This is a genomic window from Streptomyces sp. NPDC046862, from assembly GCF_040704615.1.
GTDB lineage: Bacteria > Actinomycetota > Actinomycetes > Streptomycetales > Streptomycetaceae > Streptomyces.
On the sequence record NZ_JBEYXP010000012.1, the window covers coordinates 185,087 to 209,053 of the forward strand.

Sequence of the window (23,967 nt, forward strand, 5' to 3'; positions counted from 1 at the left end):
CCGGCGGGGGCCTGGGTGGGGGCCTCGAAACGGATTTGGGGGAACGGCGGTGGGGCGTGTAATGTCTTCATCGCTCGCCCCAATAGCTCAGTCGGCAGAGCGTCTCCATGGTAAGGAGAAGGTCTACGGTTCGATTCCGTATTGGGGCTCTGGTGTGAGGGGTTCCCGTCGCGAGGCGGGGATCGATCGCATCGAAGCGGTGTAGCTCAGTCGGTAGAGCAAGCGGCTCATAATCGCTGTGTCACCGGTTCAAGTCCGGTCACCGCTACAGACAGTAGCCGATTGTGGGGTCGGTCCTTCGATCGGCTACTCTTCTTGCGTTAAGCCAATTCCATCCGTTCGTCAAGGAGCACTCACGTGGCTGCCACCGACGTCCGCCCGAAGATCACGCTGGCCTGCGTGGAGTGCAAGGAGCGGAACTACATCACCAAGAAGAACCGGCGTAACAACCCGGACCGTCTTGAGATGAAGAAGCACTGCCCGCGTTGCAACGCGCACACCGCGCACCGCGAGACGCGATAAAACAGGCTCGTACGCGAGGCCGTCCCCGTAACAGGGGGCGGCCTCGCGTCGTTTCGGCCACTGTGGCGAACGCTCGTTATCAGGCAGGGCGCTGTCAGGCAGGGCGCCGGCGAGCGGTCGTTCGCTGAACCACCACAGCAAGACATCAGGAGGTGCCGAGCCCATGGCGCTCGACCAGTCGTTCGTGGGGCGGTCCTATCCGCCCACCGATCCCTATGAGGTCGGCCGGGAGAAGATCCGCGAGTTCGCGGAGGCCGTGGGGGACACCAACCCGGCGTACACGGACCCGGAGGCCGCCAAGGCGCTCGGGCACCCCGACGTGATCGCTCCACCCACCTTCGTGTTCGCGATCACCTTCAAGGCCGCGGGACAGGTCGTCCAGGACCCCCAGCTGGGTCTCGACTACAGCCGCGTCGTGCACGGCGACCAGAAGTTCGTGTACACGCGTCCCGTGCGCGCGGGCGACCGGCTCACGGTCATCTCGACCATCGAGAAGATCAAGTCCATGGCCGGCAACGACATCCTGGACATCCGGGGCGAGGTCCACGACGAGGCGGGCGAGCACGTGGTGACCGCCTGGACCAAGCTCGTCGCCCGTGCGGAGGACGACGCGGCCGACGACAAGGCCGCGGCAGAAGGGCAGGCGTGAGCCGATGACGGCACAGATCCAGTACGCGGACGTCGAGGTCGGCACGGAACTGCCCGCCAGGACCTTCCCCGTCACCCGCGCCACGCTCGTGCAGTACGCGGGCGCCTCCGGCGACTTCAACCCGATCCACTGGAACGAGAAGTTCGCCAAGGAGGTCGGACTGCCCGACGTCATCGCGCACGGCATGTTCACCATGGCCGAGGCGATCCGGGTGGTCACCGACTGGGCGGGCGACCCGGCCGCGGTCGTGGAGTACGGGGTCCGCTTCACCCGGCCCGTGGTCGTCCCGAACGACGACGAGGGCGCGACCATCGAGGTCAGCGGCAAGGTCGCGGCCAAGCTCGACGACGACACCGTCCGCGTCGACCTGACCGTCATGAGCGCCGGCCAGAAGGTGCTCGGCATGTCACGGGCGGTCGTACGGCTCGCCTAGAGCGGCGCGCTTGTCAGGGCTTGTAAGGGGTGTCCTCCATGGCAGGGCACCCCTTACTACGCCGTCTCGTACCCTTGTGCCCGTGCAGGAACTCCACGACGCCCCGCTCGCTCCCCTGACAACCTTCCGGCTCGGCGGTCCCGCGGACCGGCTGATCACCGCGACGACCGACGCGGAAGTGATCTCCGCCGTCCGTGAGGCCGACGACTCCGGTACACCCCTGCTGCTCATCGGCGGCGGATCCAACCTGGTCATCGGTGACAAGGGGTTCGCCGGGACCGCGCTCGTCATCGCGACCAAGGGCTTCGCGCTCGACGGCACACAGCTGGAGCTGGCGGCCGGCGAGGTGTGGACCGACGCCGTCGCCCGCACCGTCGAGGCCGGACTCGCGGGCATCGAGTGCCTCGCCGGAATCCCCGGCTCGGCGGGCGCTACGCCGATCCAGAACGTCGGCGCGTACGGGCAGGAGGTCTCCTCCACCATCACCGAAGTGGTCGCCTACGACCGCGTCACCCACGAGACGGTCACCGTCGCGAACGCCGACTGCGTCTTCTCGTACCGGCACAGCCGCTTCAAGGCCGACCCCCGGCGATACGTCGTGCTGCGCGTCCGCTTCGAGCTGGAGGACGCCGACGGGCTGTCGGCTCCGATCAAGTACGCCGAGACGGCCCGGACCCTCGGGGTCGAACCGGGCGACCGCGTGCCCCTCGCGGCCGCCCGCGAGGCGGTGCTGAAGCTGCGCTCCGGGAAGGGCATGGTGCTCGACCCCGAGGATCACGACACCTGGTCGGCCGGGTCCTTCTTCACCAACCCGATCCTCACCGACGAGGACTTCGCCGTGTTCCACGCGCGCGTGCGGGAGCGCCTGGGCGACGGAGCCGTCCCGCCCGCCTATCCGGCGGGCGAGGGCCGCACCAAGACCTCGGCGGCCTGGCTGATCGACAAGGCGGGCTTCACCAAGGGCTACGGCACCGGTCCGGCCCGTATCTCCACCAAGCACACGCTGGCCCTGACCAACCGCGGGGGCGCGACCACCGAGGACCTGCTGGCCCTCGCCCGGGAGGTCGTCGCGGGCGTCCGGGACGCCTTCGGGATCACTCTCGTGAACGAGCCCGTGACGGTGGGCGTCAGCCTCTGAGGCGGCCGTCACCCGCTTCAGCCGGCCGTCACCCGCTTCAGCCGGCCGGGGCGGCGAGCCAGTCCTCGACCCCCGACAGCAGCTTCTCCTTGACGTCGTCCGGAGCCGCCGAGCCGCGTACCGACTGACGGGCCAGCTCGGCAAGCTCCTCGTCCGTGAAGCCGTGGTGGTGGCGGGCGATCTCGTACTGGGCCGCGACGCGTGAACCGAACAACAGCGGGTCGTCCGCGCCGAGCGCCATCGGAACCCCGGCCTCGAACAGAGTCCTCAGGGGTACGTCCTCGGGCTTCTCGTAGACGCCGAGCGCGACGTTGGAGGCCGGGCACACCTCGCAGGTGATCCCCCGCTCGGCGAGCCGCTTCAGCAGCCGCGGGTCCTCCGCCGCGCGCACCCCGTGCCCGATCCGCGAGGCGTGCAGGTCGTCCAGGCAGTCCCGGACCGACGACGGGCCGGTCAGCTCACCGCCGTGCGGCGCCGCCAGAAGCCCGCCGTCGCGCGCGATCGCGAACGCCCGGTCGAAGTCCCGTGCCATGCCCCGCCGCTCGTCGTTGGAGAGCCCGAAACCGACGATCCCGCGGTCCGCGTACCGCACGGCCAGCCGGGCCAGCGTGCGCGCGTCCAGCGGGTGCTTCATGCGGTTCGCGGCGACGAGGACGCGCATCCCGAGACCGGTGTCGCGGACGGTCCTGTCCACCGCGTCCAGGATGATCTCCAGGGCCGGGATGAGCCCGCCCAGCCGGGGCGCGTACGAGGTGGGGTCGACCTGGATCTCCAGCCAGCCGGAGCCGTCCCGGAGGTCCTCCTCGGCCGCCTCGCGCACCAGCCGCTGGATGTCCTCGGGCTCTCTGACGCAGGACCGCGCCGCGTCGTACAGCCGCTGGAAGCGGAACCAGCCCCGCTCGTCCGTCGCCCGCAGCCTCGGCGGCTCCCCGCTGGTCAGTGCGTCCGTCAGGGACTCGGGCAGCCGCACGCCGTACTTGTCGGCGAGTTCGAGGACGGTTCCGGGCCGCATCGACCCGGTGAAGTGCAGGTGCAGATGAGCCTTCGGCAGCTCAGAGACATCACGTACGTGCTCCATCCCAGGATCCTGCCGTACGGGGATTACGTATCGGTAGCGCTTTCCCCGATCGTGGTCTTGCTCGCACGCAAACACGAAAAAAAGGGGACGCGACTACTCACGTGAGTAGTCGCGTCCCCGCGCGCAGAGCGCGAAAAACGTCAGTCCCGCGCCTCGGACAAGAGCTTCTGGACGCGGCTCACGCCCTCTACGAGATCCTCGTCACCCAGCGCGTACGACAGCCGCAGGTATCCCGGCGTGCCGAACGCCTCGCCCGGGACGACCGCGACCTCGGCCTCCTCCAGGATGAGCGCGGCCAGCTCGACGGTGTTCTGCGGACGCTTGCCGCGAATCTCCTTGCCGACGAGGGCCTTGACGGAGGGGTACGCGTAGAAGGCGCCCTCGGGCTCCGGGCAGAGCACGCCGTCGATCTCGTTGAGCATCCGGACGATGGTCCGGCGGCGGCGGTCGAAGGCCTCGCGCATCTTCGCGACGGCGTCCAGGTCACCGGAGACGGCGGCGATCGCGGCCACCTGGGCGACGTTCGAGACGTTGGACGTGGCGTGCGACTGGAGGTTGGTCGCGGCCTTGACGACGTCCTTCGGGCCGATGACCCAGCCCACGCGCCAGCCGGTCATGGCGTACGTCTTGGCGACGCCGTTGACCACGATGCACTTGTCGCGCAGCTCCGGCAGGAGCGCGGGGAGGGACACGGAGACCGCGTCGCCGTAGACCAGGTGCTCGTAGATCTCGTCGGTGAGGACCCACAGGCCGTGCTCGACGGCCCAGCGGCCGATCGCCTCGGTCTCGGCCTCGCTGTAGACGGAGCCGGTCGGGTTGGACGGCGACACGAAGAGGACGACCTTGGTCTTCTCCGTGCGCGCGGCCTCCAGCTGCTCGACCGAGACCCGGTAGCCCGTGGTCTCGTCCGCGACGACCTCGACCGGGACGCCGCCGGCGAGGCGGATCGACTCCGGGTAGGTCGTCCAGTACGGCGCCGGGACGATGACCTCGTCACCCGGGTCGAGGATCGCGGCGAAGGCCTCGTAGATGGCCTGCTTGCCGCCGTTGGTGACCAGGATCTGGGAGACGTCGGGCTCGTAACCCGAGTCCCGCAGCGTCTTCGCGGCGATCGCGGCCTTCAGCTCGGGCAGACCCCCCGCCGGCGTGTAGCGGTGGTACTTCGGGTTCTTGCAGGCCTCGACGGCCGCTTCGACGATGTAGTCCGGCGTCGGGAAGTCGGGCTCACCGGCGCCGAAGCCGATCACCGGACGCCCGGCGGCCTTGAGGGCCTTGGCCTTGGCGTCCACGGCGAGGGTGGCGGACTCGGAGATCGCGCCGACTCGGGCGGAGACCCGGCGCTCGGTGGGAGGGGTTGCAGCGCTCATGGACCCCATCGTTTCAGACACGAAACGCCCGCGGCACGCGGGTTTCACGGACTGGTCATGGCGGTGAACAGATGCGCGACAGGGCCGTCACACAGGCGGACCGAGCCGCTGCAGCCAGTGTGCACGGGCCGGGGCGGCCGACCGGACGGCAGCGGCCGGGGAGACCGAAAACACGCCCGTCTGCGAGCCACGCACCGGCAAAACCGCGACCGACAACGCCCCTGAGAACACTTTCTGTTCGACGCCCGGCTCCGGACCACGTACACTCTCACCTCGTTGGCCTCCACCGGCCGCGCTCACTGGGTGCACACCGAGCACTCGGGCGGATGCGGTACGTTTGGGGGGAACCAAAGGGTCGTAGCTCAATTGGTAGAGCACTGGTCTCCAAAACCAGCGGTTGGGGGTTCAAGTCCCTCCGGCCCTGCTACACACTCCTTACGCCAGGATGTGTGTGTGCGCATGTACGTACAGCAGGAATGCACCGCCGTGCGGCTCAGACCGGGCGCGGCACGGCCACGACCCGGAATCAGGTGAGGACGAGTGACGGACGCCGTGGGCTCCATCGACATGCCTGATGCCCAGGATGAGGCGCCGGAGTCCAAGAAGGCCCGCAAGGGCGGCAAGCGCGGTAAGAAGGGCCCGTTCAAGCGACTGGCAACGTTCTACCGCCAGATCGTCGCGGAGCTCCGGAAGGTCGTCTGGCCGACCCGCTCGCAGCTGACGACGTACACGACCGTGGTGATTGTCTTCGTCGTCATCATGATCGGTCTGGTGACTGTGATTGACTTCGGACTCGACAAGGCCGCCAAGTACGTCTTCGGCTGAGCCGAAAGCGAAGGGCGCCGTACCCGGCGCCCCTTTCGCGTGTTCCACCGCCATGAATCCAGGAAGAAGCAGCCACCGTGTCTGACCCGAACGTGAACGACGCCATCGAGCCTCGTGGAGAAGGTGTCGAGTCCGCGGACGACGAGCTCGACATCGTCGAGGGAGCGGACGAGGTCGACGAGTTCGAGGCTGCCGAAGCCGAGGCGGGGGAGCCGGCTGAGGAAGCCGCCCTGCACGTCGAGGACGAGGACGAGGTCGAGGAGGCCACCGAAGAGGAGGCCGCGGAGGAGGCCGCCGAAGAGGAGGCCGAGCCCGTCGACCCCGTCGCCGCCCTGCGCGAGGAACTGCGGACCCTGCCCGGCGAGTGGTACGTCATCCACACGTACGCCGGCTACGAGAACCGCGTGAAGACCAACCTGGAGCAGCGCGCCGTCTCGCTGAACGTCGAGGACTTCATCTTCCAGGCCGAGGTGCCGCAGGAAGAGGTCGCGCAGATCAAGAACGGCGAGCGCAAGACCATCCGTCAGAACAAGCTCCCGGGCTACGTCCTGGTGCGCATGGACCTGACGAACGAGTCCTGGGGCGTCGTCCGCAACACGCCCGGCGTCACCGGCTTCGTGGGCAACGCCTACGACCCGTACCCGCTGACGCTCGACGAGATCGTCAAGATGCTCGCCCCGGAGGCCGAGGAGAAGGCCGCTCGCGAGGCCGCCGAGGCCGAGGGCAAGCCGGCTCCCGCCCGCAAGGTCGAGGTGCAGGTGCTCGACTTCGAGGTCGGCGACTCGGTCACCGTCACCGACGGCCCGTTCGCCACGCTCCAGGCGACCATCAACGAGATCAACGCCGACTCGAAGAAGGTCAAGGGCCTCGTCGAGATCTTCGGCCGCGAGACGCCGGTCGAGCTGAGCTTCGACCAGATCCAGAAGAACTAGCACACAGCTTCCGAGCAGGTCAGGCAGGCTCCCGGAGCTTGTCTGACCTGCTCGGTTTTTGGCCGCGCATCTATACCCGTTATCGTTGTGCGGTATGCCTCCATCCGGGACGCGACCCGGTCGGAGGCGCACTCGAATCGAAAGGACCCGGAGAGCAATGCCTCCCAAGAAGAAGAAGGTCACGGGGCTCATCAAGCTCCAGATCCAGGCTGGTGCCGCGAACCCGGCCCCGCCGGTCGGCCCGGCGCTGGGTCAGCACGGCGTCAACATCATGGAGTTCTGCAAGGCCTACAACGCCGCGACCGAGTCGCAGCGCGGTTGGGTCATCCCGGTGGAGATCACGGTCTACGAGGACCGCTCCTTCACCTTCATCACCAAGACGCCGCCGGCCGCCAAGATGATCCTCAAGGCCGCGGGCGTGGAGAAGGGCTCCGGCGAGCCGCACAAGACCAAGGTCGCCAAGATCACCGAGGCGCAGGTCCGCGAGATCGCCCAGACCAAGCTGCCCGACCTCAACGCCAACGACCTGGACGCCGCCGCGAAGATCATCGCCGGTACCGCGCGTTCCATGGGCGTCACGGTCGAGGGCTGACCTCAACCCCCGTAAAGAAACACCGTGGCAGGGCCTGCTCGGCCTGTACCACGACTCCTTTCAGAACACACAGGAGCAGTTGTGAGCAAGCGCAGCAAGGCTCTCCGCGCTGCGGACGCCAAGATCGACCGGGAGAAGCTGTACGCCCCGCTCGAGGCCGTCCGTCTCGCCAAGGAGACCTCCACGTCCAAGTTCGACGGCACCGTCGAGGTCGCCTTCCGTCTGGGTGTCGACCCGCGCAAGGCCGACCAGATGGTCCGTGGCACCGTGAACCTCCCGCACGGCACCGGTAAGACCGCCCGGGTCCTGGTCTTCGCGACCGGTGACCGTGCCGAGGCCGCGCGTGCCGCGGGCGCCGACATCGTCGGCTCCGACGAACTGATCGACGAGGTGTCGAAGGGCCGTCTGGACTTCGACGCCGTCGTCGCCACCCCGGACCTCATGGGCAAGGTCGGCCGTCTCGGCCGTGTGCTCGGTCCCCGTGGCCTCATGCCGAACCCCAAGACCGGCACCGTGACCCCGGACGTCGTCAAGGCTGTCAACGACATCAAGGGCGGCAAGATCGAGTTCCGCGTCGACAAGCACTCGAACCTGCACTTCATCATCGGCAAGACGTCCTTCGACGACACCAAGCTGGTGGAGAACTACGCCGCGGCGCTGGAGGAGATCACCCGTCTCAAGCCGTCCGCCGCGAAGGGTCGCTACATCAAGAAGGCCGCCCTCACCACCACGATGGGCCCCGGCATTCCGCTCGACCCCAACCGCACCCGCAACCTCCTCGTCGAGGAGGACCCGGCCGCCGTCTGAGCCCCGCGCCCAGTTCGGTAGTCGGTCGCGCAACGCGTTCCGGTCAGCGAGCCCCGCAACCTTTCGAGGTGCGGGGCTCGTCCCTTTTCTGGCACACGTTTTTGGCACGCGTACGAGTGTCGGTGCTCTGCGCTAGCGTGCGCAGCACGGGAATCTCAGGGGGGTAGGGACGAATGACCAGCACATCCGTGCGCCGGGTGGCCGTTTCGATCGCGGTGGTGACCGCGCTGGCGGGAGCGGCCGCGTGCAGCTCCCCGGAGTCCTCCGGGGGCTCCGGCAAGGACGACAGGGCGGGCCGCGAGGGCGGGGCGGCCGTGGGCCCCCTCGCGGCCCTGCGCCTGGCGGAGAAGTCCACGTCCAGCGCCGACTCCGCGCGCGTGAAGTCCACGACCACGATGGGCACCATGATGTCCATGGCGGCGGACGGCGCCCTCGACTGGTCCGACGGCTACACCGGCACGATGACCATCGAGTACACCGGCGGCACGATGGCCGACCAGATGCGCCAGATGGGCACCACCACGATGGAGGCCCGCTACCTGCCCGACGCCTACTACGCGCGGATGGGCGACACCTTCGCGGACCAGGCGGGCGGCAAGCACTGGATCAAGTACGACTACGACGCCCTGGCGGAAGCGGCGGGCGGCTCGGGTGCGTACATGAAGGACCAGATGCAGAACACCACGCCGAACCAGTCGGTGAAGCTCCTGCTCGCCTCCGGCGACGTGAAGAAGGTCGGCGAGGAGACCGTGCGCGGTGAGAAGACCACGCACTACTCGGGCACGGTCGAGGTCGCGGATCTCGCCGAGAAGAACTCCGACCTGACCGAGAAGCAGCTCGCCGACCTGAAGAAGCAGCTGCAGCGGGCCCAGATCACCACGGAGACCATCGACATCTGGGTCAACGACAGGGATCTGCTGGTCAAGAAGGTCGAGAAGGGCGAGATGACGTCCGGCACGATGTCCCAGACGGCGTACTACAGCGACTACGGCGTGAAGGTCTCCACCCAGACGCCTCCGGCCGGGGACACGGTGGACTTCACCGAGCTGCTGGGCAAGCAGCCGGCGGTGTAGGGCTCTGAAACTCCGGGGACACGGGAATCCCCCTGGGATACGCTCGCGGTCTTGTCTGTGAATCGAACAAAGTATTTCCAGGGGGGAAACATGGGGATTTCTGTGCGCGGATCCGTGCGGCGCGGGGCGACCGGGACGGCACTCGCCGCGCTGGTACTCGGTGGGGGAGCGGTCGCCTGCGGCAAGACGGAGGGGGAGTCGCCGAAGATGACCCCCGCGGCGGCCGTGGCGAAGGCGGCGAAGAACGCGGAGGACATCACGTCCCTGCGCTACCGGGTGACCGGCAAGGTCCCGGAGGAGGGCCGCATCAAGGGCGAGGCGCAGATGCGCATGAAGCCCACGGTGGCCATGAGCATGAAGATGACGGCACTCGACCAGCCCACGGACAACCAGGTCGAGATCCGGCTCGTGGACAAGGCCATGTACATCGACGGGGGCGCCGCGGCCGCGAAGGAGATGGACGGGAAGAGCTGGATCAAGTTCGACATGGCCGCGCTCGGCAAGGACGCCGACGCCCTGGGCGGCGAGTCGGTGGGCGCCGGACAGGCCGACAAGAACCCGGCGCAGGAGTCCACCCTGCTCACTGGCTCCAAGGACGTGGAGGAGGTCGGCACCGAGACCGTCGACGGCGTCAAGACCACCCACTACAAGGGCACGGTCACTCTCGACGAGTTCCGCGCGTCCCTGAAGGACGAGGACAAGAAGACCCGGGAGCAGCGCGAGAAGGCCCTGGAGCAGTACGAGAAGATGGGCGTCAAGAGCCTCGCGATGCACATGTGGATCGACGGCGAGGACCACACCAAGCAGTTCCGCATGAAGGGCGACGCCGACAAGGGCCCGCTCGACATGACCATCACGTTCCTCGACTACAACAAGCCGGTGACCGTCAAGGCCCCGCCGGCCAAGGACACGATGGACCTCGCGGAGATGATGAAGGCGGTTCAGCAGGGCTGACGGCCCCCGGCGGCCGCGCTCGCGCGCCCGCGGCTGCGTCCCTCCCGGAGGCGCAGCCGCGCGGATTTGCTTGACAGCGATCCGTTCCCGTACGCTTCCGGGGAAGCCAAAGACCGCTGGTCGTTGCCGTGGTGCTCGTGAGAGGGCCCGGCGGCCGAAGGATCCGCTGAACTGCGGACGACCCGCGCAGGTGACTGTGGAAGAGCTCCTGGGCCGTTTCCGTGATCCAACGGAATTCGTCCGGTTGAGCTATGCCCCGTGCGCCTGCGCCGGGGCGTTTCGTTTATCCCAGCCCCTTCCGAGCGGTCCTCATCACCCGGAAGGAGGCCGAGGCTCATGGCGACACCCGACAAGGTCGATGCCGTTGAGGAGATCACGGGGAAGCTCCGTAACTCCAACGCCGCTGTTGTGACGTCCTACACCGGGCTGAGCGTGGCGCAGCTCAAGCAGCTCCGCCGTTCTCTCGGCGAGAACGCTCAGTACCGAGTGGTGAAGAACACGCTCACCAAGATCGCGGCCCAGGAGGCCGGGATCTCCGTGCTGGACGAGCACCTCAGTGGCTCGACGGCCGTCGCCTTCGTGACCGGTGACCCGGTCGAGGCGGCGAAGGGTCTGCGTGACTTCGCCAAGGACAACCCCGCTCTCGTCATCAAGGGCGGTGTCCTTGACGGCAAGGCGCTGTCCGCCGACGAGATCAAGAAGCTTGCGGACCTCGAGTCCCGCGAGGTTCTGCTCGCCAAGCTGGCGGGCGCCCTGAAGGGCAAGCAGACGCAGGCTGCTCAGGTCTTCCAGGCGCTCCCGTCGAAGCTCGTCCGCACCGTGGACGCGCTTCGTGCCAAGCAGGACGAGCAGGGCGGTGCCGAGTAACTCGGCTCGCGAAATGACCGCCGCCTGAGGCAGCCCGCCGCAGGCAGGGGGTCGTAGCGGGCCGAACGTACGCCCGCCAGACATGTACATCCGGCACCAGCCGAATTAGTGGAAGGAAAGCCATCGTGGCTCTCACCCAGGACGAACTGCTCGCCGAGTTCGAGGGCATGACCCTCATCCAGCTCTCCGAGTTCGTGAAGGCGTTCGAGGAGAAGTTCGACGTCACCGCCGCCGCCGCGGTCGCCGTTGCCGCTCCGGGTGCCCCGGGCGCCCCGGTCGAGGCCGAGGAGGAGAAGGACGAGTTCGACGTCATCCTCACCGGTGCGGGCGACAAGAAGATCCAGGTCATCAAGGTCGTGCGCGAGCTGACCTCCCTGGGTCTGAAGGAGGCCAAGGACCTCGTGGACGGCGCCCCGAAGCCCGTTCTCGAGAAGGTCGCCAAGGACGCCGCCGAGAAGGCCGCCGAGTCCCTCAAGGGCGCCGGCGCCTCCGTCGAGGTCAAGTAAGACCTTCGCGGGTCCGCACGGACTCCTGTACGCCGCACAGCTCTTTCCGTAGGGCTGTAACGCGAACGCACTGAAGGGCGATCATCCAAGTGGGTGGTCGCCCTTCGGCGTTCCTGACGTCGTCGGACGGCTGCCTTGCACTGTGGGTTCCGACGAGTATGGTGATCTTCGTTGTGCCTCCGGGCACCCCCGGTGATCCGCTGCGAGTGACGATCGCAGCACCGGGCTCGGGCATGGGGGGCCTTGACGAACCGCACGCAGCGCGCAATTCTCAGGACGCGTCGTCACAACGATCCGCATCCGAGGCATGGATCGGCGACGGAGAGGGAAGTATCGATGTGCATCGAGGGCGTGGCTTGTCGCAGGTGTTGACGAACAACGAGGGTTTTCGAGGGTCCGCAAACCCGCACTGGACATCAGTGAGCCAAGTGGCTACACTGACCCTTTGCGCTGCCTGTTAGCTGCTTCCTGCCCGTCACCAGGAACATGCCCTCGCTCGAGCACCGACGATAGAACTGTCTCTGACCTGGGATTTCTATCTCTGTGCCCGCTCGAGGGGCCGGTACGCGCGTAGTGAGTCCGAGCCCTCGGAAGGACCCCCTCTTGGCCGCCTCGCGCACTGCCTCGAACGCGAATACGAACAACGGCGCCAGCACCGCCCCGCTGCGCATTTCCTTTGCAAAGATCAAGGAGCCTCTCGAGGTTCCCAACCTGCTCGCGCTGCAGACCGAGAGCTTTGACTGGCTGCTCGGCAACACCGCTTGGCAGAGTCGGGTCGAGGAGGCTCTGGAGTCCGGTCAGGACGTCCCCACCAAGTCCGGTCTGGAGGAGATCTTCGAGGAGATCTCCCCGATCGAGGACTTCTCCGGGTCGATGTCGCTGACGTTCCGCGACCACCGCTTCGAGCCGCCGAAGAACAGCATCGACGAGTGCAAGGAGCGCGACTTCACGTACGCCGCGCCCCTCTTCGTCACGGCCGAGTTCACCAACAACGAGACCGGCGAGATCAAGTCCCAGACCGTCTTCATGGGCGACTTCCCGCTCATGACGAACAAGGGCACGTTCGTCATCAACGGCACCGAGCGTGTCGTGGTCTCGCAGCTGGTCCGTTCGCCGGGTGTCTACTTCGACTCCTCGATCGACAAGACGTCCGACAAGGACATCTTCTCCGCCAAGGTCATCCCGTCGCGCGGTGCCTGGCTGGAGATGGAGATCGACAAGCGCGACATGGTCGGTGTGCGCATCGACCGCAAGCGCAAGCAGTCCGTCACCGTCCTGCTCAAGGCTCTCGGTTGGACGACCGAGCAGATCCTCGAGGAGTTCGGCGAGTACGAGTCCATGCGCGCCACCCTGGAGAAGGACCACACCCAGGGCCAGGACGACGCGCTGCTCGACATCTACCGCAAGCTGCGCCCGGGCGAGCCCCCCACGCGTGAGGCCGCGCAGACGCTGCTGGAGAACCTCTACTTCAACCCCAAGCGCTACGACCTGGCGAAGGTCGGCCGCTACAAGGTGAACAAGAAGCTCGGTGCGAACGAGCCGCTGGACGCCGGCGTGCTCACCACCGACGACGTCATCGCCACCATCAAGTACCTGGTGAAGCTGCACGCCGGTGAGACCGAGACGGTCGCCGAGTCGGGTCGCGAGATCATCGTCGAGACCGACGACATCGACCACTTCGGCAACCGCCGTATCCGCAACGTCGGCGAGCTGATCCAGAACCAGGTCCGTACGGGTCTCGCCCGTATGGAGCGCGTCGTGCGTGAGCGCATGACCACGCAGGACGTCGAGGCGATCACGCCGCAGACCCTGATCAACATCCGGCCGGTCGTCGCCTCCATCAAGGAGTTCTTCGGCACCAGCCAGCTGTCCCAGTTCATGGACCAGAACAACCCGCTGTCGGGCCTGACGCACAAGCGTCGTCTCAACGCCCTCGGCCCGGGTGGTCTCTCCCGTGAGCGGGCCGGCTTCGAGGTCCGCGACGTGCACCCGTCGCACTACGGCCGCATGTGCCCGATCGAGACGCCCGAAGGCCCGAACATCGGTCTGATCGGTTCGCTCGCCTCGTACGGCCGCATCAACGCGTTCGGCTTCATCGAGACGCCGTACCGCAAGGTCGTCGACGGTCAGGTCACCGACGAGGTCGACTACCTCACGGCCGACGAAGAGGACCGGTTCGTCATCGCGCAGGCCAACGCCACGCTGAACGACGACTTCCGCTTCGTCGAGGCGCGCGTCCTGGTGCGCCGCCGTGGCGGCGAGGTCGACTACGTCGCCGGTGACGACGTGGACTACATGGACGTCTCGCCGCGCCAGATGGTGTCGGTCGCGACCGCCATGATCCCGTTCCTGGAGCACGACGACGCCAACCGTGCCCTCATGGGCGCGAACATGATGCGTCAGGCCGTGCCGCTCATCAAGTCCGAGTCCCCGCTCGTCGGCACCGGCATGGAGTACCGCTCCGCCGCCGACGCCGGCGACGTGGTCAAGGCCGAGAAGGCGGGTGTGGTCCAGGAGGTCTCCGCGGACTACATCACCACCGCCAACGACGACGGCACGTACATCACGTACCGCCTGGCCAAGTTCGCCCGCTCCAACCAGGGCACCTCGGTCAACCAGAAGGTCATCGTCAACGAGGGCGACCGGATCATCGAGGGCCAGGTCCTCGCCGACGGTCCGGCCACCCAGAACGGCGAGATGGCGCTCGGCAAGAACCTGCTCGTGGCGTTCATGCCGTGGGAGGGTCACAACTACGAGGACGCGATCATCCTGTCGCAGCGCCTCGTGCAGGACGACGTCCTCTCCTCGATCCACATCGAGGAGCACGAGGTCGACGCCCGTGACACCAAGCTCGGCCCCGAGGAGATCACCCGGGACATCCCGAACGTCTCCGAGGAGGTCCTCGCCGACCTCGACGAGCGCGGCATCATCCGCATCGGTGCCGAGGTCATCGCCGGCGACATCCTCGTCGGCAAGGTGACCCCCAAGGGTGAGACCGAGCTGACGCCGGAGGAGCGCCTGCTGCGCGCGATCTTCGGTGAGAAGGCCCGTGAGGTCCGTGACACCTCGCTGAAGGTGCCGCACGGCGAGACCGGCAAGGTCATCGGCGTCCGCGTCTTCGACCGCGAGGAGGGCGACGAGCTTCCCCCCGGTGTGAACCAGCTGGTGCGCGTGTACGTGGCGCAGAAGCGCAAGATCACCGACGGTGACAAGCTCGCCGGCCGTCACGGCAACAAGGGCGTCATCTCGAAGATCCTGCCGATCGAGGACATGCCGTTCCTGGAGGACGGCACCCCGGTCGACATCATCCTCAACCCGCTGGGTGTGCCGTCCCGAATGAACCCGGGACAGGTTCTGGAGATCCACCTCGGCTGGCTCGCCAGCCGCGGCTGGGACGTCTCCGGCCTCGCGGACGACTGGGCGCAGCGCCTGCAGGCCATCGAGGCCGACCGGGTCGACCCGGGCACGAACGTCGCGACCCCCGTCTTCGACGGTGCGCGCGAGGACGAGCTCGCGGGCCTGCTGAACCACACGATCCCGAACCGCGACGGCGAGCGCATGGTGCTCCCGTCCGGCAAGGCGCCGCTGTTCGACGGCCGCTCCGGCGAGCCGTTCCCGGAGCCGATCTCGGTCGGCTACATGTACATCCTGAAGCTGCACCACCTGGTCGACGACAAGCTGCACGCCCGCTCGACCGGTCCGTACTCGATGATCACCCAGCAGCCGCTGGGTGGTAAGGCCCAGTTCGGTGGCCAGCGGTTCGGCGAGATGGAGGTGTGGGCGCTGGAGGCGTACGGCGCCGCGTACGCCCTCCAGGAGCTGCTGACCATCAAGTCCGACGACGTCACCGGCCGCGTGAAGGTCTACGAGGCCATCGTCAAGGGCGAGAACATCCCCGAACCCGGCATCCCCGAGTCCTTCAAGGTGCTCATCAAGGAGATGCAGTCCCTGTGCCTGAATGTGGAGGTGCTGTCCAGCGACGGTATGTCCATCGAGATGCGCGACACCGACGAGGACGTCTTCCGCGCTGCGGAGGAGCTCGGCATCGACCTGTCCCGGCGTGAGCCGAGCAGCGTCGAAGAGGTCTGACGGGAGTTCGGCGGGCCTTTTGACTCACAGAGGCGACTCACAGAGGCAAAGGTCCGCCGGCCCCGGGACCCCCGTTTCAGACCCCAAGACTTACAACCCTGAGAGGGATTGACGCATAGTGCTCGACGTCAACTTCTTCGACGAGCTCCGGATCGGCCTGGCCACCGCTGACGACATCCGTCAGTGGAGCCACGGCGAGGTCAAGAAGCCCGAGACGATCAACTACCGCACGCTCAAGCCCGAAAAGGACGGACTCTTCTGCGAGAAGATCTTCGGCCCCACCCGGGACTGGGAGTGCTACTGCGGCAAGTACAAGCGCGTCCGCTTCAAGGGCATCATCTGCGAGCGCTGTGGCGTCGAGGTCACGCGCGCGAAGGTGCGCCGTGAGCGGATGGGCCACATCGAACTGGCCGCTCCCGTCACGCACATCTGGTACTTCAAGGGCGTCCCGAGCCGTCTGGGCTACCTGCTCGACCTGGCTCCCAAGGACCTCGAGAAGGTCATCTACTTCGCGGCGTACATGATCACGTACGTCGACGAGGAGCGCCGCACGCGTGACCTGCCCTCCCTGGAGGCGCACGTCTCCGTCGAGCGGCAGCAGATCGAGAACCGCCGCGACTCCGACCTCGAAGGCCGCGCCAAGAAGCTCGAGACCGACCTGGCCGAGCTGGAGGCCGAGGGCGCCAAGGCCGACGTGCGCCGCAAGGTGCGCGAGGGTGCCGAGCGCGAGATGAAGCAGCTGCGCGACCGTGCGCAGCGCGAGATCGACCGTCTCGACGAGGTGTGGACCCGGTTCAAGAACCTCAAGGTCCAGGACCTGGAGGGCGACGAGCTCCTCTACCGCGAGCTGCGTGACCGCTTCGGCACGTACTTCGACGGCTCGATGGGCGCCGCGGCGCTGCAGAAGCGCCTGGAGTCCTTCGACCTGGACGAGGAGGCCGAGCGCCTCCGCGAGATCATCCGTACCGGCAAGGGCCAGAAGAAGACCCGTGCGCTCAAGCGCCTGAAGGTCGTCTCCGCGTTCCTGCAGACCAGCAACAGCCCCAAGGGCATGGTGCTCGACTGCGTGCCGGTCATCCCGCCGGACCTTCGCCCGATGGTGCAGCTGGACGGTGGCCGCTTCGCGACCTCCGACCTGAACGACCTGTACCGCCGTGTGATCAACCGCAACAACCGTCTGAAGAGGCTCCTGGACCTCGGTGCCCCGGAGATCATCGTCAACAACGAGAAGCGCATGCTTCAGGAGGCTGTTGACGCCCTCTTCGACAACGGTCGTCGCGGCCGCCCGGTGACCGGTCCCGGTAACCGCCCGCTGAAGTCCCTCAGCGACATGCTGAAGGGTAAGCAGGGTCGCTTCCGTCAGAACCTGCTCGGTAAGCGTGTGGACTACTCCGCGCGTTCCGTGATCGTCGTCGGTCCGCAGCTGAAGCTGCACCAGTGCGGTCTGCCGAAGGCGATGGCGCTGGAGCTGTTCAAGCCGTTCGTGATGAAGCGTCTGGTCGACCTGAACCACGCGCAGAACATCAAGAGCGCCAAGCGCATGGTCGAGCGCGGCCGCACGGTCGTGTACGACGTGCTGGAAGAGGTCATCGCGGAGCACCCGGTTCTGCTGAACCGTGCGCCCACGCTGCACCGCCTCGGCATCCAGGCCTTCGAGCCGCAGCTGGTCGAGGGCAAGGCCATCCAGATCCACCCGCTCGTCTGCACCGCGTTCAACGCGGACTTCGACGGTGACCAGATGGCCGTGCACCTGCCGCTGTCCGCGGAGGCGCAGGCCGAGGCCCGCATCCTGATGCTGTCCTCGAACAACATCCTCAAGCCCGCCGACGGCCGTCCGGTGACGATGCCGACCCAGGACATGGTCCTCGGTCTGTTCTTCCTCACCACCGACGGCGAGATGCGCGAGGTCAAGGGCGAGGAGCGCTCCTTCTCCTCCGTGGCCGAGGCGATCATGGCGTTCGACGCCGGCGAGCTCTCGCTGCAGTCGAAGGTGGACATCCGCTTCCCGGTGGGCACCATCCCGCCGCGCGGCTGGACCCCGCCGGCCCAGGAAGAGGGCGAGCCGGAGTGGCAGCAGGGTGACAGCTTCCGGCTGACCACCACGCTGGGCCGCGCGCTCTTCAACGAGCTGCTGCCCGAGGACTACCCGTTCGTCGACTACGAGGTCGGCAAGAAGCAGCTCTCCGAGATCGTCAACGACCTCGCCGAGCGCTACCCCAAGGTCATCGTGGCGGCGACGCTCGACAACCTGAAGGCTTCCGGCTTCTACTGGGCGACCCGTTCCGGCGTCACCGTGGCCATCTCCGACGTCGTCGTTCCCGAGGCGAAGAAGGAGATCGTCAAGGGCTACGAGGCGCAGGACGAGAAGGTCCAGAAGCAGTACGAGCGCGGTCTGATCACCAAGGACGAGCGCACGCAGGAGCTCATCGCGATCTGGACCAAGGCGACCAACGAGGTCGCCGAGGCGATGAACGAGAACTTCCCGAAGACCAACCCGATCTTCATGATGGTGAACTCGGGTGCACGAGGCAACATGATGCAGATGCGTCAGATCGCCGGTATGCGTGGTCTGGTGTCGAACGCCAAGAACGAGACGATCCCGCGTCCGATCAAGGCCTCGTTCCGCGAGGGCCTGTCGGTGCTGGAGTACTTCATCTCGACGCACGGCGCTCGTAAGGGTCTGGCGGACACGGCCCTCCGTACCGCCGACTCGGGTTACCTCACCCGTCGTCTGGTCGACGTCTCCCAGGACGTCATCATTCGCGAGGAGGACTGCGGTACCGAGCGCGGTCTGAAGCTGAAGATCGCCGAGCGCGGCGCCGACGGTACGCTGCGCAAGACCGACGACGTCGAGACCAGCGTCTACGCCCGCATGCTCGCCGAGGACGTCGTCATCGACGGCAAGGTGATCGCGCCGGCCAACGTGGACCTGGGCGACGTGCTCATCGACCAGCTGGTGCACCACGGCATCGAGCAGGTGAAGACCCGCTCGATCCTGACCTGTGAGTCCCAGGTCGGCACCTGCGCCATGTGCTACGGCCGCTCGCTGGCCACCGGCAAGCTGGTCGACATCGGTGAGGCGGTCGGCATCATCGCCGCCCAGTCCATCGGTGAGCCCGGTACCCAGCTGACGATGCGTACCTTCCACACCGGTGGTGTGGCCGGTGACGACATCACCCAGGGTCTGCCCCGTGTCGTCGAGCTCTTCGAAGCCCGTACGCCCAAGGGTGTCGCCCCGATTTCGGAGGCCTCCGGCCGAGTCCGTATCGAGGAGACCGAGAAGACCAAGAAGCTCGTCGTCACCCCGGACGACGGCAGCGACGAGACGGCGTTCCCGATCTCGAAGCGTGCCAAGGTCCTGGTCCGTGAGGGCGACCACGTCGAGGTCGGCCAGCAGCTCACCGTGGGTGCCACCAACCCGCACGACGTGCTGCGCATCCTGGGTCAGCGTGCCGTCCAGGTCCACCTGGTCGGCGAGGTCCAGAAGGTCTACAACTCGCAGGGTGTGTCGATCCACGACAAGCACATCGAGATCATCATCCGGCAGATGCTGCGCCGTGTGACGATCATCGAGTCCGGCGACGCCGAGCTGCTGCCCGGTGAGCTCGTGGAGCGCTCGAAGTTCGAGACCGAGAACCGTCGTGTGGTCCAGGAGGGCGGTCACCCGGCCTCCGGTCGTCCGCAGCTCATGGGTATCACCAAGGCCTCGCTGGCGACCGAGTCCTGGCTGTCGGCGGCGTCCTTCCAGGAGACGACCAGGGTCCTCACGGACGCGGCGATCAACGCCAAGTCCGACTCCCTGATCGGCCTCAAGGAGAACGTCATCATCGGTAAGCTCATCCCGGCCGGTACGGGTCTGTCCCGCTACCGCAACATCCGGGTCGAGCCGACCGAGGAGGCCAAGGCCGCGATGTACTCGGCCGTGGGCTACGACGACATCGACTACTCGCCGTTCGGCACGGGCTCCGGCCAGGCCGTGCCGCTGGAGGACTACGACTACGGTCCGTACAACCAGTAAGCGAGTCGCTTGAGACGAAGGGCGGTCACCCGGTGGGGTGACCGCCCTTCGGCGTGTTCAGCCTCGTGAAGTGGACTGGGACGGGTAAGCCCGCAGGACGTGGCCGGGACTTAGGCGTCTTCGTCCGTGAAGATCTCTTCGGCGGACGGCGCGGTGACGGCGCGGGTAAGCCAGCGGCGCAGGAGGGCGGGGTCGTCGCAGCTGGTGACGCGTTCGCGGATCTCGTCGGGGATGTCGAAGCCGCGGGCTTCCAGGACGACGAGGATGTCCTCGGCCCCGCGCTGGGCGCGGCCTTGGTCGCGGATTTCCTCGGAGATGGACGACTTGTAGAAAGAGAGATCCACGGCCACCAGTGTCCTCCAGAGTTCAAGGGCCCGGGGCGCGCTGTCCAGGCCTTGTGTGGTGAGTTCGATGATGGGGTCGGCAACAGCTTCGGGTACGTCCAGCACAGCGGTGGACAGTGCTTTGAGTATCCCATCGATGACCGGTTGTTTCGCGTGGGTGATGGCGGACAGCGTCGCCAGTGCCAGGTCGGCGGTGGCTTCGTCCGGGTCGGTGATGACGGGCATGTTGTGCGGGCCCGCGACGAGCGGGCGCAGGGTGAGTGCGGGCCACTGCCGAGGCCCGAGGGAGACGTGCTGCGTGGCCCACTCCGCTGTGGCCCGGTCCTGGCAGACGACCAGCAGCATGACCGGGAGCTTGTACTTGGTGCTCAGGAAGGACAGGTAGTAGGCCCAGCTGGACGGCTTGTCCGGGTCCTTCTCGCGCTGAGCCTCGACAGCCAGCAGGAACGAGTCGTCGTCCTCGGAATCGAATCGGAGCAGTGTGTCCACGCGTCGTTCGACGGGGCGGGCCTCCGTCAGGTCCGTCGGCAGGATCGTGACGGATGTGGGCGGGGCGAAGTCGAGGTCAAGGGCCTTGGAGACACCGGCGAACAGGCCCGGGTACTCCTGGAAGATGCGGTGCATCGCCTCGTGGGGCGGACTGACCATGTGGTTCCTTGTTCTGTAGGGGGTGCCGGACGGCTGGTGGCGGTGCATGCCGGCCGGTCTGGCTGTCGAGGTCGGTCGTGCCGCCGCGCCGTTCACGCCGCCGCGTCGTGGGTGACCAGGCCCGCCTCGCGGCACTCGCGGCAGTAGGTGCCCGGCATCCGTGTTCGGATGGCGCGCTCGCAGCCTTCGCAGTTGAGGAACGGAGGAGGGGCGGCGGGCTGGCGGTTGCCGTGCGGCAGGGGTGGTGTCGCCGGTGCAGGCGGCGGCAGCAGCTCGGTGAGGCGGTGGGCGAGGAGGGCGGCCGGATTGCGGAGGGGCTCGGGGAGGTCAGCGGTCAGCGTGTGACGTACGGCCCCGATGCGCGCGCCGCGTTCGAGCCAGGCGGCCACGGCCGGGGCGAGGTGGCGGACGGCGCGTTCGGAGAGAAGGAGGCGGGGGTCGTCGTGGTGGAGCGTGGTGAGGAGGGCGGTGGCGGTGCGGTGGCGGTCCAGGTCGGGGGTCTGAGGTTCGGGGAGTGAGGGCTTGGGGGCGGGCGAGGGCGGGGGAGCGGGAGGCGTCGCGGTGGGGTCGGGGTCGGGCTCGGGGGTGGGGTCCGGATCGGTGAGTGGAGCCGGTGCCGGTAGGTCGTCGGAGGCCGGCCGGGGTGGTGTCCTGGGGGCTGCGGGAGCGGGACCGCTCTCGGGGTGCTGGGCCTGCGGCTGGTTGTACGACACCGTGTGCGTGACGACGCGGCCGTTGGGGAGGCGTTTGCGGACCTGCGCCAGGTAGCCGTGGGCCTTCAGCTCGCGCAGGGCGGCGGCGATACGGGTCTCGCCCTCGGGGAAGCGGTCGGCGAGGGTCTTGATGTCGACCCGGGCCTGGTCGGGCAGCGACTGGATGTGCAGGGCGAGCCCGATCGCGTTGAGGGAGAGCTGCCGGTGCTGGGCGAGATGGTTGCCGACGACCGTGTAGCGGGTGGTGTGGGGGGTGTTGATGTGGGTGATACCGCGGGGATTGAGCTGCTGAGGGCGCGCCGGAGCGCTAAGGTTCTGCGTATCCATCAGGAAGCTCCTACTTCCTCGGTGGTCAGGCCCTCGCACTGGGATTGCAGTCCCGGCGGGGGCCGTCGCATGTCTGTGGTGTGATCGCGGCGAGCATATGCCTGCGAACCGGTCTGAAATCCAGCCGAGTTGAGGATTGCCACTCTTCCGGGTGACCAGGGTTTCTGTGGGGGTTCGGTGAGGTGGGGCTGGGTGGGTATTCGCTCCAGGGGCATGGAAAAGCTTTGATCACGCGTCGGGCCGGTCGGTGGGGCACCGGCGCGAGGCGGGCCGCGATCCGGTGGCACGGAACTCCACTTCGGCCCAGACGGTCTTGCACGGGGCGGGACCGTGGGCCACTCCCCAGCGGTCGGCGAGCGCGTCCACGAGGAGGAGGCCACGGCCGGACTCGCCATCGGGGGCGGTCTCTTGGGCGTACGGCAGCCGGTCACCGCGTGTGTCGGTGACCTCGATGCGGAGAGTGACGCCGACGACGTTGAGCGTGAGGCGGAAGTCCCGGCCGGGGACGCGTCCGTGGGTGACGGCGTTGGCGGCCAGTTCGGCCACGATGTGCTCCGCCGGGTGCGACGGCAGTCCCCAGGTGCGGAGTTGCTCGGTGGCGAGGAGGCGGGCGAGGCGGGCGCCGCGGGGTGTGGGGGACAGGAGCAGGCTGAAGTTGCGGATGCGGGTGCCGAGTTGGGCCGTGGGGTCGGCGGTTTCCCGGGTTTCTTGATTCATGTCACTCAGCGTGGCCGCACACGCCTACCGTAGGGAGTGACTGCGCCGTTGCGTACGGTGACTGTCCGGAGCTTGTCCGGTGGTGTCCGGGCTGTCGGGCGGGGCGTACGGGCAGGGGCGTGGCGGTACGACGAGGTACGGCGGAGGGGCGCGCGGAATGTCGGTGGACACGGACGCGGGACGGCTCAAGGGTGAGGCGGACGAGCCGGGTTGGGAGGTGGACCCGGACGACGCGTGGGGTGTCGCGGTCATCACCACCGTGGGGCGGCAGTTGAAGCTGCGGCGGGAGGCGGTGGGGATGCGGGCCGCCGAGTTCGGGACGGCGGTCGGGTACGGGGAGGACCTCGTCTACAAGATCGAGGGCGGGAAGCGGATTCCCCGGAAGGACTATCTGGACAGGGCCGACGAGGTGCTGGACGCGGGTGGGCTCATCGCGGCGGCCTGGGAGGACGTGAAGAAGGTCCGGTACCCGAAGAAGGTTCGGGAACTGGCGAAGCTGGAGGCTCAGGCGGTCGAGATCGGCGTGTACGAGTGCAACGGCGTCAACGGTCTCTTGCAGACCTCTGATCATGCACGGGCGTTGTTCGAGGCCATGCAACCTCCGTACTCCCCGGACGAGGTGGAGCGCATGGTGGTCGCCCGCGTGGCTCGCGCGTCGATCTTCGAGCGCTCACCCGCTCCCGCGCTCAGCTTCGTCCTGGAAGAGGCGGCCCTGCGGCGCCCGATCGGGGGCACAATGGTCTGGCGCCAGCAGCTCGAACGCCTGTTGGAGGTGGGGCGGTTGCGCAACGTCGTTCTCCAGGTGATGCCGTTGAACTGCGAGACCCACTCCGGCATGGACGGCAAGATCGAGCTGCTGAAGTTCGCGGACGGATCGGCGGTGGGCCGTTCCGACGGAGCGTTCAACGGTCGGCCGACCTCCGAACCCAAACAGCTGCGCATCCTGGAACTGCGGTATGGCACCATCCGCGCTCAGGCGCTCGCCCCACGGGAGTCGCTGGCCTTCATCGAGAAACTGCTGGGAGAAACATGATCCGCAAGACCACTGCCGGGGACGCCTCCGAGCTGGCGTGGTTCAAGAGCAGCTACAGCAGCGGCAACGACGGCAACTCCTGCGTCGAGATCGCCCACGCTCTGGGCACCGTCCACGTCCGCGACTCCAAGCACATCCCAGGCCCACAGCTGGCCCTGGCGCCCGACGCGTGGACGAGCTTCGTGACGTACGCCTCGCAGTACTGACTCCTCAGTGCCCAGAGCCCGGACGTGTTCGTCACCGGGGGCGTGCCGCATCGGACATCGCCACCGACAGTGACGTCGCCGTCGTCGCGGTGAGGTCGTTCGGGCCGACGGCGGCGCAAGTGACGTACC

At 67.5% G+C, this 23,967-nt stretch carries 21 protein-coding genes and 3 tRNA genes; 19 read left to right on the plus strand and 5 right to left on the minus strand.

What is annotated here, in order from left to right; all coding sequences use genetic code 11:
- The first annotated feature begins 76 nt into the window (after positions 1 to 76).
- From AB0959_RS16075 to AB0959_RS16100, 6 genes are all read left to right on the plus strand, one after another.
- Positions 77 to 149: transfer RNA gene (locus tag AB0959_RS16075), tRNA-Thr, on the plus strand.
- A 46-nt stretch (positions 150 to 195) separates the two neighbouring features.
- Positions 196 to 268 (plus strand) — tRNA-Met (locus tag AB0959_RS16080).
- A gap of 89 nt (positions 269 to 357) precedes the next feature.
- Positions 358 to 522: a 50S ribosomal protein L33 gene (gene rpmG / locus AB0959_RS16085; RefSeq protein WP_003948671.1), complete on the plus strand. Its 165-nt coding sequence runs from the start codon at positions 358 to 360 to the stop codon at positions 520 to 522.
- A 163-nt stretch (positions 523 to 685) separates the two neighbouring features.
- On the plus strand, positions 686 to 1,171 hold the full coding sequence (locus tag AB0959_RS16090) for a MaoC family dehydratase N-terminal domain-containing protein (RefSeq protein WP_366827021.1): 486 nt from the start codon (positions 686 to 688) through the stop codon (positions 1,169 to 1,171).
- Between the two features lie 4 nt (positions 1,172 to 1,175).
- A complete protein-coding gene (locus tag AB0959_RS16095; RefSeq protein WP_366827022.1) occupies positions 1,176 to 1,604 on the plus strand; it encodes a MaoC family dehydratase in 429 nt (142 codons plus the stop codon).
- 82 nt (positions 1,605 to 1,686) lie between these two features.
- A complete protein-coding gene (locus AB0959_RS16100) occupies positions 1,687 to 2,742 on the plus strand; it encodes a UDP-N-acetylmuramate dehydrogenase (RefSeq protein ID WP_366827023.1) in 1,056 nt (351 codons plus the stop codon).
- Between the two features lie 37 nt (positions 2,743 to 2,779).
- Here the strand turns inward: AB0959_RS16100 and AB0959_RS16105 are convergent, their stop codons facing one another.
- Positions 2,780 to 3,820 carry an adenosine deaminase gene (locus AB0959_RS16105; RefSeq protein WP_366827024.1) on the minus strand — a complete coding sequence of 347 codons (1,041 nt, stop codon included), beginning with the start codon at positions 3,818 to 3,820 and terminating at the stop codon, positions 2,780 to 2,782.
- Positions 3,821 to 3,960: 140 nt separating this feature from the next.
- A complete protein-coding gene (locus tag AB0959_RS16110; RefSeq protein WP_366827025.1) occupies positions 3,961 to 5,187 on the minus strand; it encodes a pyridoxal phosphate-dependent aminotransferase in 1,227 nt (408 codons plus the stop codon).
- Positions 5,188 to 5,538: 351 nt separating this feature from the next.
- Here AB0959_RS16110 and AB0959_RS16115 point away from each other — a divergent pair.
- The 11 genes from AB0959_RS16115 (at position 5,539) to AB0959_RS16165 (ending at position 19,850) form a co-directional block, all read left to right on the plus strand.
- Positions 5,539 to 5,611: transfer RNA gene (locus AB0959_RS16115), tRNA-Trp, on the plus strand.
- 116 nt (positions 5,612 to 5,727) lie between these two features.
- Positions 5,728 to 6,012 carry a preprotein translocase subunit SecE gene (gene secE, locus AB0959_RS16120; RefSeq protein ID WP_366827026.1) on the plus strand — a complete coding sequence of 95 codons (285 nt, stop codon included), beginning with the start codon at positions 5,728 to 5,730 and terminating at the stop codon, positions 6,010 to 6,012.
- Between the two features lie 77 nt (positions 6,013 to 6,089).
- Positions 6,090 to 6,944, plus strand: a complete 855-nt coding sequence (gene nusG, locus AB0959_RS16125) for a transcription termination/antitermination protein NusG (protein ID WP_366827027.1) — start codon at positions 6,090 to 6,092, stop codon at positions 6,942 to 6,944.
- 157 nt (positions 6,945 to 7,101) lie between these two features.
- Positions 7,102 to 7,536, plus strand: coding sequence for a 50S ribosomal protein L11 (gene rplK, locus AB0959_RS16130; protein WP_019756559.1), 435 nt, complete (start codon positions 7,102 to 7,104; stop codon positions 7,534 to 7,536).
- Positions 7,537 to 7,617: 81 nt separating this feature from the next.
- Positions 7,618 to 8,343 carry a 50S ribosomal protein L1 gene (rplA, locus tag AB0959_RS16135; protein ID WP_366827028.1) on the plus strand — a complete coding sequence of 242 codons (726 nt, stop codon included), beginning with the start codon at positions 7,618 to 7,620 and terminating at the stop codon, positions 8,341 to 8,343.
- 173 nt (positions 8,344 to 8,516) lie between these two features.
- A complete protein-coding gene (locus tag AB0959_RS16140) occupies positions 8,517 to 9,416 on the plus strand; it encodes a hypothetical protein (RefSeq protein WP_366827029.1) in 900 nt (299 codons plus the stop codon).
- A gap of 90 nt (positions 9,417 to 9,506) precedes the next feature.
- Positions 9,507 to 10,370, plus strand: coding sequence for a DUF1396 domain-containing protein (locus AB0959_RS16145; RefSeq protein ID WP_366827030.1), 864 nt, complete (start codon positions 9,507 to 9,509; stop codon positions 10,368 to 10,370).
- Positions 10,371 to 10,706: 336 nt separating this feature from the next.
- Positions 10,707 to 11,237, plus strand: a complete 531-nt coding sequence (gene rplJ, locus AB0959_RS16150; RefSeq protein ID WP_366827031.1) for a 50S ribosomal protein L10 — start codon at positions 10,707 to 10,709, stop codon at positions 11,235 to 11,237.
- 122 nt (positions 11,238 to 11,359) lie between these two features.
- A complete protein-coding gene (rplL, locus tag AB0959_RS16155; protein ID WP_366827074.1) occupies positions 11,360 to 11,743 on the plus strand; it encodes a 50S ribosomal protein L7/L12 in 384 nt (127 codons plus the stop codon).
- Between the two features lie 603 nt (positions 11,744 to 12,346).
- Positions 12,347 to 15,832 carry a DNA-directed RNA polymerase subunit beta gene (gene rpoB / locus AB0959_RS16160; protein ID WP_366827032.1) on the plus strand — a complete coding sequence of 1,162 codons (3,486 nt, stop codon included), beginning with the start codon at positions 12,347 to 12,349 and terminating at the stop codon, positions 15,830 to 15,832.
- 118 nt (positions 15,833 to 15,950) lie between these two features.
- Positions 15,951 to 19,850 (plus strand): DNA-directed RNA polymerase subunit beta', encoded by a 3,900-nt coding sequence (locus AB0959_RS16165; RefSeq protein WP_366827033.1) that lies wholly within the window; start codon positions 15,951 to 15,953, stop codon positions 19,848 to 19,850.
- A 110-nt stretch (positions 19,851 to 19,960) separates the two neighbouring features.
- Here the strand turns inward: AB0959_RS16165 and AB0959_RS16170 are convergent, their stop codons facing one another.
- From AB0959_RS16170 to AB0959_RS16180, 3 genes are all read right to left on the minus strand, one after another.
- Positions 19,961 to 20,842 (minus strand): hypothetical protein, encoded by an 882-nt coding sequence (locus AB0959_RS16170; protein WP_366827034.1) that lies wholly within the window; start codon positions 20,840 to 20,842, stop codon positions 19,961 to 19,963.
- 92 nt (positions 20,843 to 20,934) lie between these two features.
- A complete protein-coding gene (locus AB0959_RS16175; RefSeq protein WP_366827035.1) occupies positions 20,935 to 21,882 on the minus strand; it encodes a helix-turn-helix domain-containing protein in 948 nt (315 codons plus the stop codon).
- Between the two features lie 228 nt (positions 21,883 to 22,110).
- Positions 22,111 to 22,599 (minus strand): ATP-binding protein, encoded by a 489-nt coding sequence (locus tag AB0959_RS16180; RefSeq protein ID WP_366827036.1) that lies wholly within the window; start codon positions 22,597 to 22,599, stop codon positions 22,111 to 22,113.
- Between the two features lie 157 nt (positions 22,600 to 22,756).
- Here AB0959_RS16180 and AB0959_RS16185 point away from each other — a divergent pair, with 157 nt between their 5' ends.
- Both AB0959_RS16185 and AB0959_RS16190 read left to right on the plus strand, forming a co-directional pair.
- Positions 22,757 to 23,632, plus strand: a complete 876-nt coding sequence (locus AB0959_RS16185) for a helix-turn-helix transcriptional regulator (protein ID WP_366827037.1) — start codon at positions 22,757 to 22,759, stop codon at positions 23,630 to 23,632.
- On the plus strand, positions 23,629 to 23,838 hold the full coding sequence (locus tag AB0959_RS16190) for a DUF397 domain-containing protein (RefSeq protein WP_366827038.1): 210 nt from the start codon (positions 23,629 to 23,631) through the stop codon (positions 23,836 to 23,838). The genes AB0959_RS16185 and AB0959_RS16190 overlap by 4 nt, the downstream gene beginning before the upstream one ends.
- Positions 23,839 to 23,967: the final 129 nt, after the last annotated feature.